Source organism: Caulobacter vibrioides OR37 (assembly GCF_000372645.1).
Classification (GTDB): Bacteria; Pseudomonadota; Alphaproteobacteria; order Caulobacterales; family Caulobacteraceae; genus Caulobacter; species Caulobacter vibrioides_E.
The window spans coordinates 92,743-105,056 of sequence record NZ_APMP01000003.1 but is presented as its reverse complement, the minus strand read 5'-3'; the positions used below and the strand labels follow the sequence as shown (position 1 = coordinate 105,056).

Sequence of the window (12,314 nt, the reverse complement as noted above, 5' to 3'; positions counted from 1 at the left end):
ATCGCGCCGGTCAGCCCTACGACCACGGCCGCCGCCAGAAGAAGGGTTCTGGCGGCGGTCATTGGCTTACAGGAACTTCGCCATCTCGAGCGCCGTGTCGCTCATGCGCGTCGCGAAGCCCCACTCGTTGTCGTACCAGCTGAGCACGCGGGCCAGCTTGCCTTCGATGACCTGCGTTTGCGGCAGGGCGGCGGTCGAGCTGGCGGCGATGTGGTTCAGGTCCGACGAGACCAGCGGATCGGTCGTCGTGGCCAGGACGCCCTTCATCGGACCGTCGGCGGCGGCCTGCAGGGCGGCGTTGATCTCGGCGACGGTGGTGTCGCGCGCGGCGACCACCTTCAGGTCGACGACCGAGACGTTCGGGGTCGGCACGCGGATCGACGAGCCGTCCAGCTTGCCCTTCAGTTCCGGCAAGACCAGGCCCAGGGCCTTTGCGGCGCCGGTCGAGGTCGGGATCATGCTCAAGGCCGCGGCGCGGGCGCGGTAGAGGTCCTTGTGCATGGTGTCCAGCGTCGGCTGGTCGCCGGTGTAGCTGTGGATCGTGGTCATGTAGCCGCGCTCGATGCCGAACAGGTCGTGCAGGACCTTGGCGACGGGGGCCAGGGCGTTGGTGGTGCACGAACCGTTCGAGACGACGATGTCGTCGGCGGTCAGGGTCTCGTGGTTGACCTTGTAGACGATGGTCTTGTCGGCGCCGTCGGCGGGGGCCGAGACCAGCACGCGCTTGGCGCCGGCCTTCAGGTGGGCGCTGGCCTTGTCCTTGGCGGTGAAGATGCCGGTGCACTCGAAGGCGATGTCGACGCCGAGGTCCTTGTGCGGCAGCTCTTCCGGATTGCGGATGGCCGTGACCTTGATCTTGCCCATGCCGACGTCGATCCAGTCCTCGCCCGAGGTGACGACGCCGGGGAAGCGGCCATGGACGCTGTCGTAGCGCAGCAGGTGGGCGTTGGTCTCGACCGGGCCCAGGTCGTTGATCGCGACGACCTCGATGTCGCGGCGGCCATGCTCGGCGATGGAGCGCAGGACCAGACGTCCGATGCGGCCGAAGCCGTTGATGGCGACGCGAAGAGCCATGGGTCTTTCTCCTGTTGCGGCCGCCGGATCGGGTTCGTCCGGCGTTTCCTAATTGCGTGCGCGTTTTGCGGGGGATAGGCGCGAAGTCAAGAGGCGAGAAACCGGGACCTGTCCGATGAATGCTGCTATGGGGTCGGGTCGCCCCAATCTCGCCCCGACGACTGGCTTAGACCGGCTCGATCTATATGTTGCGTTATATGATGGAAATCCGCCGATGATCCCGGCCGATGGTACGGCTCTCGACCTGGCCGTGCGCCGACTGGAGCGCGCCATGGGTCTTCTGGAACTGCGCCTGGCGGCCAAGGCCGCCGAGGCCCAGCGCCTGGCCGCGCTGGCGGCCGCCAAGCCGGCGACGTCCGACGAGCCGGGCCTGTTCGACAGCGAGGAGCGCGCGCGGCTGATCGCCGACCTGGAAGCCGCCCGCGAGCGCGAGAAGGCGCTGGAGGAGGCCGGCGAGCAGGCCTCGGTGGCCCTGGGTCGCGCCATCGCCGAGATCCGCGCCGCCCTGGGCGAGGAGGGCGTGGCCAATGACGACCACGCGCACGACGAGGACGAGGTGGTCTCGCCCGAGCCGGATGAGGACCAGGACCTGTTCGACGACCCCAAGTCGCCGGCGCCGAAGGCCGACGGCCGAGGGGAGGGCTGATCGATGGCGCAGGTGACCATCCAGGTGAACGGCCGCCCCTACACCGTCGGCTGCGAGGACGGCCAGGAGCCGCACCTGACCGAATTGGCCCGCCTGTTCGACCGCCAGGTGCGCCAGGTCAGCCAGGACGTCGGCCAGCTGGGCGAGACCCGCCTCTTCCTGATGGGCGCCCTGCTGCTGGCCGACGAGCTGTCGGACATGAAGCTGCGCCTGGCCCACGCCAACGCCGAGATCGCCCGCCTGAACCAGGAAGGCACGAAGGCCGAGATCGCCGCCATCCGCGCGCTGGACGCGGCGTCCGAGCGGATCGAGAAGCTGGCGGGGGAGTAGAGGCGCTCTTGCGCTTCGAAATCGCGTTAAAATTTATTGTTTTTCATATTAAACCCAGGGTATATTAGATTGACATCGGCTCGGTGAGGGGTATATTAAATCCCTTACTTATGGACCTCGGCGTTCAGCGAACGTCGAGAGACTTATTTCGAAGGGCCGTCCACATTGGGCGGCTCTTTTGCCGTCTGGCCTGGAGATTGGCATGGCGGCGTGTGCGGTTTTTCTCGATGCTGGCTATATCGAGAAGGTGCTTCAGCGTGAACATCCGGGAATTCGGATAGACTACGCCAAGCTCGCCACGAAAATGGCGGGCGATGAACCATTGTTGCGCGCTTACTATTATAACTGCTTGCCTTATCAGAGCAATCCGCCGTCGGAAGAAGAAAAGGCGGTTTATGATCGTAAAAAGAAATTTATAGATGCTTTGAAATATTTGCCTCGATTTGAGGTGCGTCTTGGCCAACTGGTCAAAGCGGGCATTGGCGCCAATAATCAGCCGATCTTCCAACAAAAACGCGTTGATCTCATGTTGGGCGTCGACATGGCGCTTCTGGCGGCCAAAGGAAAGGTGACGTCCATAGCTATTTTCACGGGTGATAGTGACGTCATCCCCGCCGTTGAGGTCGTGAAGCAGGAAGGTGTCGTGGTTCACCTATGGCACGGCGCGATGGGCGCGGGCGCGCAAAACGCGCCCAGCCGGGATCTGCATCAGATGTGTGACGAGCGATCTGCTGTCGCAACCATCATCAACGATATCGCTAGAGACGCGCCTTAGAGCCATTTAGCTTTAGATGGAGCCATCTAAAGCGCTAGACGCGGCCGCCGCCTCAAGCGCGATGTTCATATGCGGCTTTGGCGGGCGGCTCCGCGTCGCCACGCCCCCTGGCGTTCCCGTCCGCGAACCCCTATCTTGCGTGACGGCGGGTCGTGCTGCGGCTCTCGTCGAAGATTTCTAATCCCAGGGACCTTAATCGACTCTCTTGGGAGCTGTTCCCTCCCGTGGCCGTGGCCGCGGGAATACGGCGCCCACCTGGCTACCAGGTTCGAGTGGATTGAAACGTCTTCACGGTTCTTCGCGGCGCCGCCACCCTTTCTCCCCGAACGCGCTATAGACGGACGATGACCCTCGCCGATCCCAGCGCCGCCAAGACCGCCCTGCGCGTCTTCCTGCGCGCCCAGCGCAAGCAACTGGCCCTGCGATATCCCGACGCCGACCAGCGGATCGCCGAGATCGGCCGGGACGTTCTGGCGCGCCTCTATCCGAACCCCGAGGGCAAGGTCGCGGCGCTCTATCAGGGCCTTGGCTCGGAGATCTCGCCGCTGATCCTGGCCGATCGCCTGCGCGCGACCGGCTGGACCCTGGCCCTGCCGGCCGTCGAGGACGCCGAGGCCACGCATATGGTGTTCCGCGCCTGGGACCCCGCCCAGCCCCTGGTCCAGGACGTCATCGGGATGCGCGCGCCGCGGCCGGAGCAGCCGACCCTGGAGCCGGACCTGGTGATCGCGCCGCTGCTGGCCTTTCAGCGCGACGGCGCGCGGTTGGGGCAGGGCGGCGGCTATTACGACCGGGCGCTGGAAGCCTTGCGGGCCAAGAAGCGCGTCTTCGTCCTGGGCCTCGCCTACAGCGGCCAGCAGGTGGAAAATTTGCCGCACGAGGCGCACGATCAAAGGCTGGACGCCATCCTCACGGAAAAAGAGTATATCGCCGTCAATGACATGAGCCGCTGACGGCTCGACCTAAGGACTTTCGATGCGTTTCGCCTTCTTCGGCGATGTCGTCGGCAAGTCGGGCCGTGACGGCCTGGCCGACCATCTGCCCGATCTTCGCCGCCGGCTCTCCCTGGAGTTCGTGATCATCAACGCCGAGAACGCCGCCGCCGGCTTCGGCATCACCGAGAACACCGCGCGCGAGCTATTCGAGGCCGGGGCCGACTGCCTGACGCTGGGCAATCACAGCTGGGACCAGCGCGAGGCCCTGACCTACATCGTCCGCGAGCCGCGCCTGATCCGGCCGGCCAACTATCCGATCCTGTCAGACGCCCCGGGGCGCGGCAGCCACCTGTTCCAGACGGACTCGGGCAAGACGATCTTCGTCGTCAACCTGCTGGGCCGGGTGCACATGGACGCCATGGACGACCCCTTCGCCGCCGTCGACCGCGAGCTGGACAAGGCCCCGCTGGGCCAGGTGGCCGACGCGGTGATCGTCGACATGCACTGCGAGGCGACGTCCGAGAAGATGGCCATGGGCCACTATTGCGACGGCCGCGCCTCGCTGGTGGTGGGCACCCACACCCACGTCCCGACCGCCGACTGCCAGGTCCTGCCGGGCGGCACGGCCTACCAGACCGACGCCGGCGCCTGCGCCGACTATGACAGCGTGATCGGCAACCAGAAGGAAGAGCCGCTGCGGCGCTTCACCACCAAGATCAGCGGCGGACGCTACCAGCCGGCCTCGGGCCCGGCGACCGTGTGCGGCGTGTTCGTCGAGACCGACGACCGCACGGGCCTGGCGACGCGGGTCGAGCCGATCCGCGTGGGCGGGCGGCTGAAGGAAACCGTTCCGGCGGTCTGAGGAGCAATCAGCGCTTTGGCGGCGTATCGCTTTTCGCCTCGGGCGCGGATCGAGGGGGCGCGGTGCCCGACGGCATCGGCACATCGACCTTGAACACGGGGAAGCTGGATCCTGGCCACTTCTGGCGATCCTGGTCGGAGGTCTTGCGATCCACGTGTCTCACGGTTTCACCTCGCTCTCGTAAGTGATCCTAAAGTAGCTTTTTGTCTCCTGTTCCGCCAGCGCGGCCAGTTTGGCTTCATATTCGAAGCCGTCCGGGAAATGCTTATTTTCGGCCTGGAGAACCAGCTTGCGTAACTTCTGTAGTCGTTTGGTGATGTCTTGGTCGGTTAAACGCCCCGCGTAGATGTCGGTCCATTCCGCGTCCGCGTCGATCCAAATGGTTTCCATCGCCACGGTCAGGTCACTCGCTGCCCGATGCAGCTTCGCGAAAGGAAATACGCCCTTGAGCGCGTCGAGCAGTTGGGCTCCGGCGATAATGCCCGACCAAAGCAACGGTAGGTCTTTCCAAATCACCCAACCCGCTATGGCTCCGCTTGAGCCCGCGGCCTTTATCAATTCGACCGCTTTGATCCTCCGCGACAAGCGGTTGCGATACAGGCGCGAATAGATGGCGCCTGCCTTTACCTGTCGGAGTTGGGCCCAGTAGAGATCCGGAATCTGGTTGATTTTCACGGATATTCCTCAGGGTTGATTCTCTTTTATAAATATAACCTTAAGTTGATAAATTCAACAGCTAAGCTTGCGGCTGTCACGATAAGCGGTTTCAGATGCGGCTCCCCGTCCAAAGGAGCCTCCCCATGACCGACGCGATCTACACCGCCCACGCCCACGCCGTGGGCGGCCGCAACGGAACGGCCAAGTCCGACGATGGCCATCTGGACGTGAAGCTGGCCTTCCCCAAATCGATGGGCGGCGACGGCAATGGGACCAATCCCGAGCAGCTGTTCGCGGCCGGCTACAGCGCCTGCTTCCTCGGCGCGCTGGGCCTGGTCGCCCGCAACCAGGGCGTCAAGCTGGGCGAGCACAGCCTGGACGCCGAGGTCGACCTGATCAAGGACGAGACCAGCTTCCACGTCGGCGTGCGCCTGAAGCTGAACGCGCCTGATCTGGACCGCGAGACGGCCGAGAAGCTGCTCCACGCCGCGCACGAGGTCTGCCCCTATTCGAAGGCCACGCGCGGCAACGTCCAGGTCGATCTGGAAGTCGCCTAAGGGCCTTTGAGGCCGGCTTTCGGCCGGGCGGGGTGACAAGGCCCCGCCTCAGGCGCTAAAAGCCCCGCCTCCAATCGTATCAGAAGCAGAGCCTCCGAATGGCCGGCCACTCGAAATTCAAGAACATCATGCACCGCAAGGGCCGCGCCGACGCCGCGCGCTCGAAGCTGTTCTCCAAGCTGTCGCGGGAAATCACCGTGGCGGCCAAGACCGGCCTGCCCGACCCGGCCATGAACCCGCGCCTGCGCCTGGCGGTGAATAACGCCAAGGCCGAGAGCCTGCCCAAGGACGTCATCGAGCGCGCCATCAAGAAGTCGCAGATGGGCGACGCGGCCGACTATTCGGAAATCCGTTACGAAGGCGTCGCCGCCGGCGGGGTCGGCATCGTGGTCGAGGTCCTGACCGACAACAAGAACCGCGCCGCCGCCAACGTCCGCTCGTACTTCACCAAGATGGGCGGCAATATGGGCGCCACCGGCTCGGTGACGTTCAACTTCGACCGCGTCGGCCAGATCAGCTATCCGGCCAAGGTCGCGTCGGAAGACGACATGATGGAAGCCGCGATCGAGGCGGGCGCGGACGACGTCACCTCGGACATGGAAGACGAGGGCGAAGGCCACACCATCTACACCGCCTTCGAGAGCCTCAACGAGGTGGCCGCCGCGCTGGAAGCCAAGTTCGGCCCGGCGTCGAACACCAAGATCGCCTGGCGCCCGAAGATGCAGGTTCCGGTCACCGGCGACAGCGTCGCCACCCTGATGAAGCTGCTCGACATGCTGGACGAGGACGACGACGTCCAGGCCGTCTACTCGAACGAAGACATCAGCGAAGAAGACCTCGCCAAGCTGGGCTGATCGGGAAGGCGCGGCCGGCGCCTTCCGCCTTCTCGCTGTAACGTCGCCCGGCTAGAGCCCTTTCCGAACTGATTGATCCAATCAGATCAGATAAAAAGGGCTCTAAATCAAATGTTTAGAGCGTGAAATAAGCTGAAGCCGGTTCCCACTTTCAGCCTCACGCTCTAGACTGCCGGCCATGACGCTTCGCGTTCACATCGATACCGACTGCGGCGTGGACGACGCCCTGGCCCTGGCCCTGATGGCGCGGTCGCCGGAGGCCGTGGAGGTGGTGTCGGTCTCGGCGGTGTTCGGCAACACCTATGTCGACCAGGCCGCCGCCAACGCCCGGGGCGTGCTGCGGCTGGCGGGCTGCGGGGCCGAGGTCTATATCGGCGCGGGCTCGGGCCTGGCGCGGCGGCCGGTGCAGCGGATGCGGCCGGCCCATGGCGTCGACGGGCTGAACGGCGCGGGCTTCTCGCAGCGCTGGAAGCTGCCGGAATTGGAGCGGGGCCATTCGGCCAACGCCCTGGCCTTCGCCGCGCGGCGACAGGTGGCGGGCCTGTTCCTGGGACCGCTGACCAACCTGGCCAAGGGTCTGCTGGAGGATCCCGCCGCCTTCCGCCACTGGCGACCCACCGTGATGGCCGGGGCGTTCGAGGTTCCGGGCAAGGCGGCCGGCGGCGCCGACTTCAACACCTGGAGCGACCCCGACGCCCTGCAGCGCGCGCTCGAGTCCGGCGTCATGCCGCGCCTGACGCCGCTGGACGTCACCAGCCAGGTGTTGATCACCGCCGAGGACCTGGCGCGAGGCGCGGACCGGTGCGGCTCGCCCCTGTCCCAGCGCCTGACCAAGGCGGCGGGGCCGTATATCGCCTTTCACCAGCAGGTCTGGGGCGGCGAGGGTTGCCGGCCCCACGACGCGGTGGCCGCGGCCAGCCTGATCGCGCCCCAGCTCTTCACCTTCGAGCCCGCGCGCCTGCGGGTGATCGTCGACGGCGAGCGTCAGGGGCGGATCGAGCGGATCGAGGGTCCCCCCAACGCCGAGGTGTGCGCCGGCCTTGACGCGGAGGCCGTCAAGCGATTGATCCTCGGCGGCCTGTTCGGGCGCGACGCGCTCGAGGCGGCTTGACGGGCGGGCCTGGTCCCGCGACCCTGCGTTGAGCGCGAAAATGGGGCGCGGCCATCGCCGCGATAGCAGGCGGCCGGCCAAGGTTCGCGGGTCAAGTTCGGGGGCGAAGAGGCGAATGGAGATGCCGAGCGTGTTCGAAGCCTGCCGCGCCTTTCTATGGCCGGCGGACGAGAGCCGGCGCGTCCGTCGAAGCGTGACCCTGATCCTCTGCGCGATCGTGTCTCCGTTGCTGGCGGGCCTGGCGGCCGACGCCTTCTCGCCGAGCGGCGTGGCGGTGCTTTGGTTCGCGCCGCCGATCTTCCTGATCGCCCTCTGGGGCGGGCTGGCGCCGGCCGCGCTGACGATCCTCGTGTCGCTGATGGCGTTCGACTACTGGATCCTGCCGCCGCGCCATTCGCTGATCCTGACCCAGGCGTCGGACCTGTGGATGGCCGCCGGCCTGGCGCCTTGCGCGGCCCTGGCCAGCATCCTCGGCTTTCGCCTGCGCGCGCAGTGGCGGACCATTCGTCGGCAGGAGCGCCGGAGCGACGCCCTGCGCCTGCTGTCGCACGCCGTCGTCGCCCAGGGACCGGTCGAGGGGGTCTACGCCGCCGCCGCCGACGCGCTGTCTCGCGCCTACGAGGCGCCGGCCGTGGTGCTGATCGACCGCGAGGGCCAGCTGGTCCTGGCCGGCGCCAGTCGGGGCGCGAGCGTCGGGGCCGGCGACCTGATCGCCGCCCGCTGGGCCTTGGACAACAACGCGCCCGCCGGCCTGGGCAACGCGGTCGGGGCGGAGAGCCTCTACGATTTCTGGCCGCTGAGCACGCCCAACCTGTCGGCCGTGCTGGGCGTCGAGCGCCAGCCGGGCGGCTCGGAGGACGGCCTGCGCGACGGCGTGGTCGAGCTGGTCGCCGGCTATCTGCTGGCCGGCGCCCGGCAGCGGCCGTTCTACGTGGTGCGTTAGCCGGGAGGGTTACGCTCGAATTGCATCGCTCCGTCATGCGGCCGATGCCAGGGCGGCGCGCTGGCCATCCACATGTCGGCTTGAACCTTGAAGTCGGCCGCATCATCAAGCCCGCCGACCTTGATCGCCACCATGTCGCGGTTCTCGTCGGGGCGCGAGAAGACGTGCACCCCGCAGGTCCCGCAGAAATAGCTGCCGCCGCTGGTTTCGCGCGCCTTGAACACCCGGGGCTCGCCGCGCGTCACCGTCAGGGCGTTCGCCGGAAACACCATGGTCAGGTTTGGCGAACCGCCCGCCACGTACTGGCAGTCCCTGCAGTGGCATGCGATGTGGAACATCGGCGGGCTGGAAAGTTCATAGCGGATATCGCCGCAGCGACAGCCGCCGGTTCGCGTGGTCATGCGGGCTTTCCTTCCCCATTGGATTGCCGTCGGCGAGCGCGCGGACGGGACCTCAGTGCGGCAGGCCCCACTGGGCGGCGCGTTCGCGGACCAGATCGCGCATGAACTGATCCAGCTCCGCCAGGCGGCGATCCATCTCGGAGACCGGCACGCCGTTCCAGATGGCGTGGTCATAGGCCGACCGCGCCTCGCGCAGGCTGTCGCCCGCCTGGTAGCGCTCGGTGATGTAGAGGGTTTCGAGCAGCTTGGCGGGGCGGTCGATCTTCTCGTGCTTCATCGACCAGTACCCGACCATGTACTCGGCCAGGATCCCTTCGTCCGACGTACCGGCCATCGGCGTCTCCTCTGTCGTTGACGCCAAGATGGGGAGGCCGCGGCGGCGCGCAACGACCTTTGAGTGGAAATGCACGGTGTCGCGCGCCCTGGCTCGGCGGCGACCACGCGGGGGCGCCGTAAGGCCCTATTTGCCGCCCGCGTAGTCCTTGATCAGCGCGTACAGGAAGTCCCGCCCGTCATAGAGCGACTTGACCCGGATGCGTTCGTTCAGGCCGTGGATGCCGTCGCCGTCCGAGCCGCCGAACAGGCCCGAGACGCCATAGGTCGGGATGCCGGCCGCGTTGGTGTGCACGCCGTCGGTGGCGCCGGTCAGCAGGATCGGCACGATCGGAACGCCGGGCCACAGCTTGGCGGCCTCCTTCTGGATCGGACCCATGATCATCGGCGTCAGGGGCGGCGGCGGCGAGGCCGGCTTGGCCTCGTGGGCCAGGGTGACGGCGACGGCCGGGTCGGCGGCCAGCTCGACCAGCTTGGCGCGGACCGACTCGATCGGCTCGCCCGGCAGGATGCGGCAGTTGACGTTGGCCTCGGCGCGCTGGGGCAGGGCGTTCGGGGCATGGCCGGCCTTGACCATCGTGGCCACGCAGGTGGTGCGCAGCACCGAGTTCCACATCGGGTCGGCGGTGACGGTCTTCAGCGCCGCCGGATCGTTGATGTCGGCGATCAGCGCCTTCATCGCCGCCGCCTGCGCGGCGGGCACGCGGGCCTGCATCTGGGTGAAGTAGCCCCGCGTGGCGTCGTTGAAGCGGGGCGGGAAGGCGTAGGCGCCGATCCGGGTCAGCGCCGCCGACAGCTGATAGATGGCGTTGGTCGGCGTGGGGCGGCTGGAGTGGCCGCCGGGATTGGTCACCGTCAGGGTGAAGTCCTGATAGACCTTCTCGCCGGCCTGGACCTCAAGCACGACCGGCTTGTCATGCTCGTCCAGCAGGCCGTTGGCGCCTTCGTTCAGGGCGAACTCGGCGTCGACCAGGGGGCGGTGGTTCTTCACCAGGTCCTCGATGCCGTTATAGGCCTCGCTCTCCTCGCCGCAGGTCAGGGCCATCTTGATGTCGCGCCGGGGCTTGAAGCCCTCCTTCTTCAGGCGAACCAGGCTGTCGACCCAGATCGCCGCCTGGGCCTTGTCGTCCGAGGTCCCGCGTCCGAAGAAATAGCCGTTTTCCTCGACCAGCTTGAACGGATCGCGGGTCCAGTCGGCGCGGTTGGCCTCGACGACGTCGATATGGGCCAGCAGCAGCATGGGCTTGGACTTGGGGTCGGTACCCTTGAGCACCGCCGTCAGGCTGCCTTCCTTGGGATGGCCGTCGGCGACCACGACCTTGACGTCCTCGGCTGGATAGCCCGCCGCCCTGAGGCGCGCCCCCATCGCCTCGGCCGCCGCGGTGCAGGAGCCCGCCGAGAGGGTGGTGTTGGTCTCGACCAGCGCCTTGTAGAGGTCGCGGAAGGCCAGCTGATCGGGGCGGACGGTCTTGGGCGGTTCGGCGACCTGCGCGCTGGCCGCCAGCGGCGTCATCTGCGCCAGGGCCGCGAGCGCGCCCGCCATCATCCCCATCGATCGCTTCATCCGGACTCTCCCCATGACCTTGCGCGCGAGGAGAGCCCGCCCGCGCGCGGCGCGCAAGGGCCGCCGTTAACCCCTCGTTAGCAAAGGACTGGCTTTTCGTGGGGCCGAGAAAAGGCGAGAGTGCGAGAACACATGATGAACGCGAATCGCACGCCTATCCGCATTTTGGGGCTCGATCCGGGCTTGCGCCGCACCGGCTGGGGCGTGCTGACGGTCGAGGGCTCGCGCATGAGCCACGTCGCCCACGGGGTGATCGTTCCCGATGAGAAGGCCGACTTCGCCCAGCGCCTGCTGCATCTGTTCGAAGGCATCGGCGCGGTGATCGCCGAGCACCGGCCGGACGAGGCGGCGGTCGAGGAGGTGTTCCTCAACACCAACGCCCAGTCGACGCTGAAGCTGGGTCACGCCCGCGCCGCCGCCCTGATCGCCCCGGCCCAGGCCGGTCTGGCGGTCGCCGAATATTCCACCCGCCTGGTCAAGAAGGCGGTGGTCGGCACCGGGGCGGCCGACAAGGCCCAGATCGGCTTCATGATCGCCCGCCTGCTGCCGACGGCCGGCAAGACCACGGCCGACTGCGCCGACGCCCTGGCCGTCGCCATCACCCACGCCAACCTGCGTGTCGCCCATCGGAGGGTCGCATGATTGGTCGCCTGCGCGGGGCCGTCGCCGAGGTCGGCGAGGAAGAGGCCCTGATCGACGTCATGGGCGTCGGCTATGTCGTCCGCTGCGGCCACCGCACGCTGCAGCGCCTGCCGGCCCTGGGCGAGGAGACCCTGCTGCACGTCGAGAGCCAGTGGAGCGAAAGCGCCGGCCTGCGGCTCTATGGCTTTCTGACGCGGGAGGACCGTCGCGCCTTCGTGCTGCTGCAGGCGATCCAGGGCGTCGGGCCCAAGGCGGCCATGGCGGTGCTGGACGTGCTATCCCCGGCCGAGCTGGCCTCGGCGGTGGCGCGCGAGGACAAGGCCGCCGTCGGCCGCGCCAATGGCGTGGGGCCGAAGCTGGCTTTGCGTATCGTCACCGAGCTGAAGGACAAGCCGATCATCGACGGGCCGGTGCTGATGGCCGCCCCGACCGCCAGCGCGGCCGCCGCGCCGGCCAAGCCCGCGCCGACCGGCGACGCGGTGGCGGCGCTGATGGGTCTGGGCGTGGCCGAGGTCAACGCCCGCCGCGTCGTCGAGGCCGCCGCCGACCGCCTGGGCGAGGCCGCCACCGTCCAGGCCCTGATCAAGGCCGGCCTGCAGGAGCTTGGCCGATGAGCGCTCTTCAAGGCCC

At 67.4% G+C, this 12,314-nt stretch carries 17 protein-coding genes and 1 other RNA gene; 12 read left to right on the top strand and 6 right to left on the bottom strand.

From position 1 onward, the window contains the following. Window positions 1–66: 66 nt before the first annotated feature. Complete coding sequence (gene gap / locus OR37_RS04435; RefSeq protein ID WP_004616284.1) at window positions 67–1,074, bottom strand: type I glyceraldehyde-3-phosphate dehydrogenase; 1,008 nt, start codon at window positions 1,072–1,074, stop codon at window positions 67–69. A 214-nt stretch (window positions 1,075–1,288) separates the two neighbouring features. Between gap and OR37_RS04430 the strand changes: the two genes are divergently transcribed. From OR37_RS04430 to OR37_RS04405, 6 genes are all read left to right on the top strand, one after another. Beyond that, on the top strand, window positions 1,289–1,720 hold the full coding sequence (locus OR37_RS04430) for a hypothetical protein (protein WP_004616282.1): 432 nt from the start codon (window positions 1,289–1,291) through the stop codon (window positions 1,718–1,720). A gap of 3 nt (window positions 1,721–1,723) precedes the next feature. After that, entirely contained in the window at window positions 1,724–2,050 is a 327-nt protein-coding gene (locus OR37_RS04425; protein ID WP_004616280.1) for a cell division protein ZapA, read from the top strand. Between the two features lie 178 nt (window positions 2,051–2,228). Further along, window positions 2,229–2,825, top strand: a complete 597-nt coding sequence (locus OR37_RS20925) for an NYN domain-containing protein (RefSeq protein ID WP_131368808.1) — start codon at window positions 2,229–2,231, stop codon at window positions 2,823–2,825. A gap of 149 nt (window positions 2,826–2,974) precedes the next feature. After that, window positions 2,975–3,136: non-coding RNA, 6S RNA (gene ssrS / locus OR37_RS20645), on the top strand. A 33-nt stretch (window positions 3,137–3,169) separates the two neighbouring features. Continuing rightward, on the top strand, window positions 3,170–3,778 hold the full coding sequence (locus OR37_RS04410; RefSeq protein ID WP_004616277.1) for a 5-formyltetrahydrofolate cyclo-ligase: 609 nt from the start codon (window positions 3,170–3,172) through the stop codon (window positions 3,776–3,778). 22 nt (window positions 3,779–3,800) lie between these two features. Beyond that, a complete protein-coding gene (locus OR37_RS04405; protein WP_004616275.1) occupies window positions 3,801–4,622 on the top strand; it encodes a TIGR00282 family metallophosphoesterase in 822 nt (273 codons plus the stop codon). 7 nt (window positions 4,623–4,629) lie between these two features. Here the strand turns inward: OR37_RS04405 and OR37_RS21765 are convergent, their stop codons facing one another. After that, window positions 4,630–4,785: a hypothetical protein gene (locus OR37_RS21765; RefSeq protein WP_165570570.1), complete on the bottom strand. Its 156-nt coding sequence runs from the start codon at window positions 4,783–4,785 to the stop codon at window positions 4,630–4,632. Next, a complete protein-coding gene (locus OR37_RS04400) occupies window positions 4,782–5,297 on the bottom strand; it encodes a hypothetical protein (RefSeq protein ID WP_004616274.1) in 516 nt (171 codons plus the stop codon). Before OR37_RS04400 ends, OR37_RS21765 begins: the two co-directional genes overlap by 4 nt. Window positions 5,298–5,422: 125 nt before the next feature. Between OR37_RS04400 and OR37_RS04395 the strand changes: the two genes are divergently transcribed. The 4 genes from OR37_RS04395 to OR37_RS04380 all read left to right on the top strand — a co-directional run bounded on the left by OR37_RS04395 (window position 5,423) and on the right by OR37_RS04380 (window position 8,744). Continuing rightward, window positions 5,423–5,836 carry an organic hydroperoxide resistance protein gene (locus OR37_RS04395; protein ID WP_004616272.1) on the top strand — a complete coding sequence of 138 codons (414 nt, stop codon included), beginning with the start codon at window positions 5,423–5,425 and terminating at the stop codon, window positions 5,834–5,836. A gap of 98 nt (window positions 5,837–5,934) precedes the next feature. Next, the gene (locus OR37_RS04390) at window positions 5,935–6,690 is read left to right on the top strand and encodes a YebC/PmpR family DNA-binding transcriptional regulator (protein WP_004616269.1); all 756 of its coding nucleotides are present in this window, start codon (window positions 5,935–5,937) and stop codon (window positions 6,688–6,690) included. 178 nt (window positions 6,691–6,868) lie between these two features. Next, window positions 6,869–7,801, top strand: a complete 933-nt coding sequence (locus OR37_RS04385) for a nucleoside hydrolase (protein WP_004616267.1) — start codon at window positions 6,869–6,871, stop codon at window positions 7,799–7,801. A 115-nt stretch (window positions 7,802–7,916) separates the two neighbouring features. Beyond that, a complete protein-coding gene (locus tag OR37_RS04380; RefSeq protein WP_035016947.1) occupies window positions 7,917–8,744 on the top strand; it encodes a DUF4118 domain-containing protein in 828 nt (275 codons plus the stop codon). Here the strand turns inward: OR37_RS04380 and OR37_RS04375 are convergent. The 3 genes from OR37_RS04375 to OR37_RS04365 all read right to left on the bottom strand — a co-directional run bounded on the left by OR37_RS04375 (window position 8,741) and on the right by OR37_RS04365 (window position 11,042). Then, complete coding sequence (locus tag OR37_RS04375; protein WP_004616262.1) at window positions 8,741–9,145, bottom strand: GFA family protein; 405 nt, start codon at window positions 9,143–9,145, stop codon at window positions 8,741–8,743. The genes OR37_RS04380 and OR37_RS04375 overlap by 4 nt on opposite strands. 52 nt (window positions 9,146–9,197) lie before the next feature. Beyond that, window positions 9,198–9,479 carry a hypothetical protein gene (locus OR37_RS04370; protein ID WP_004616261.1) on the bottom strand — a complete coding sequence of 94 codons (282 nt, stop codon included), beginning with the start codon at window positions 9,477–9,479 and terminating at the stop codon, window positions 9,198–9,200. 126 nt (window positions 9,480–9,605) lie between these two features. Further along, on the bottom strand, window positions 9,606–11,042 hold the full coding sequence (locus OR37_RS04365) for a M20/M25/M40 family metallo-hydrolase (protein ID WP_004616259.1): 1,437 nt from the start codon (window positions 11,040–11,042) through the stop codon (window positions 9,606–9,608). Window positions 11,043–11,162: 120 nt separating this feature from the next. On the opposite strand from OR37_RS04365, the gene ruvC reads away from it, so the two are divergent. Then, entirely contained in the window at window positions 11,163–11,684 is a 522-nt protein-coding gene (ruvC, locus tag OR37_RS04360; RefSeq protein ID WP_175582092.1) for a crossover junction endodeoxyribonuclease RuvC, read from the top strand. Next, window positions 11,681–12,298 carry a Holliday junction branch migration protein RuvA gene (gene ruvA, locus OR37_RS04355; RefSeq protein ID WP_004616254.1) on the top strand — a complete coding sequence of 206 codons (618 nt, stop codon included), beginning with the start codon at window positions 11,681–11,683 and terminating at the stop codon, window positions 12,296–12,298. Before ruvC ends, ruvA begins: the two co-directional genes overlap by 4 nt. Window positions 12,299–12,314: the final 16 nt, after the last annotated feature.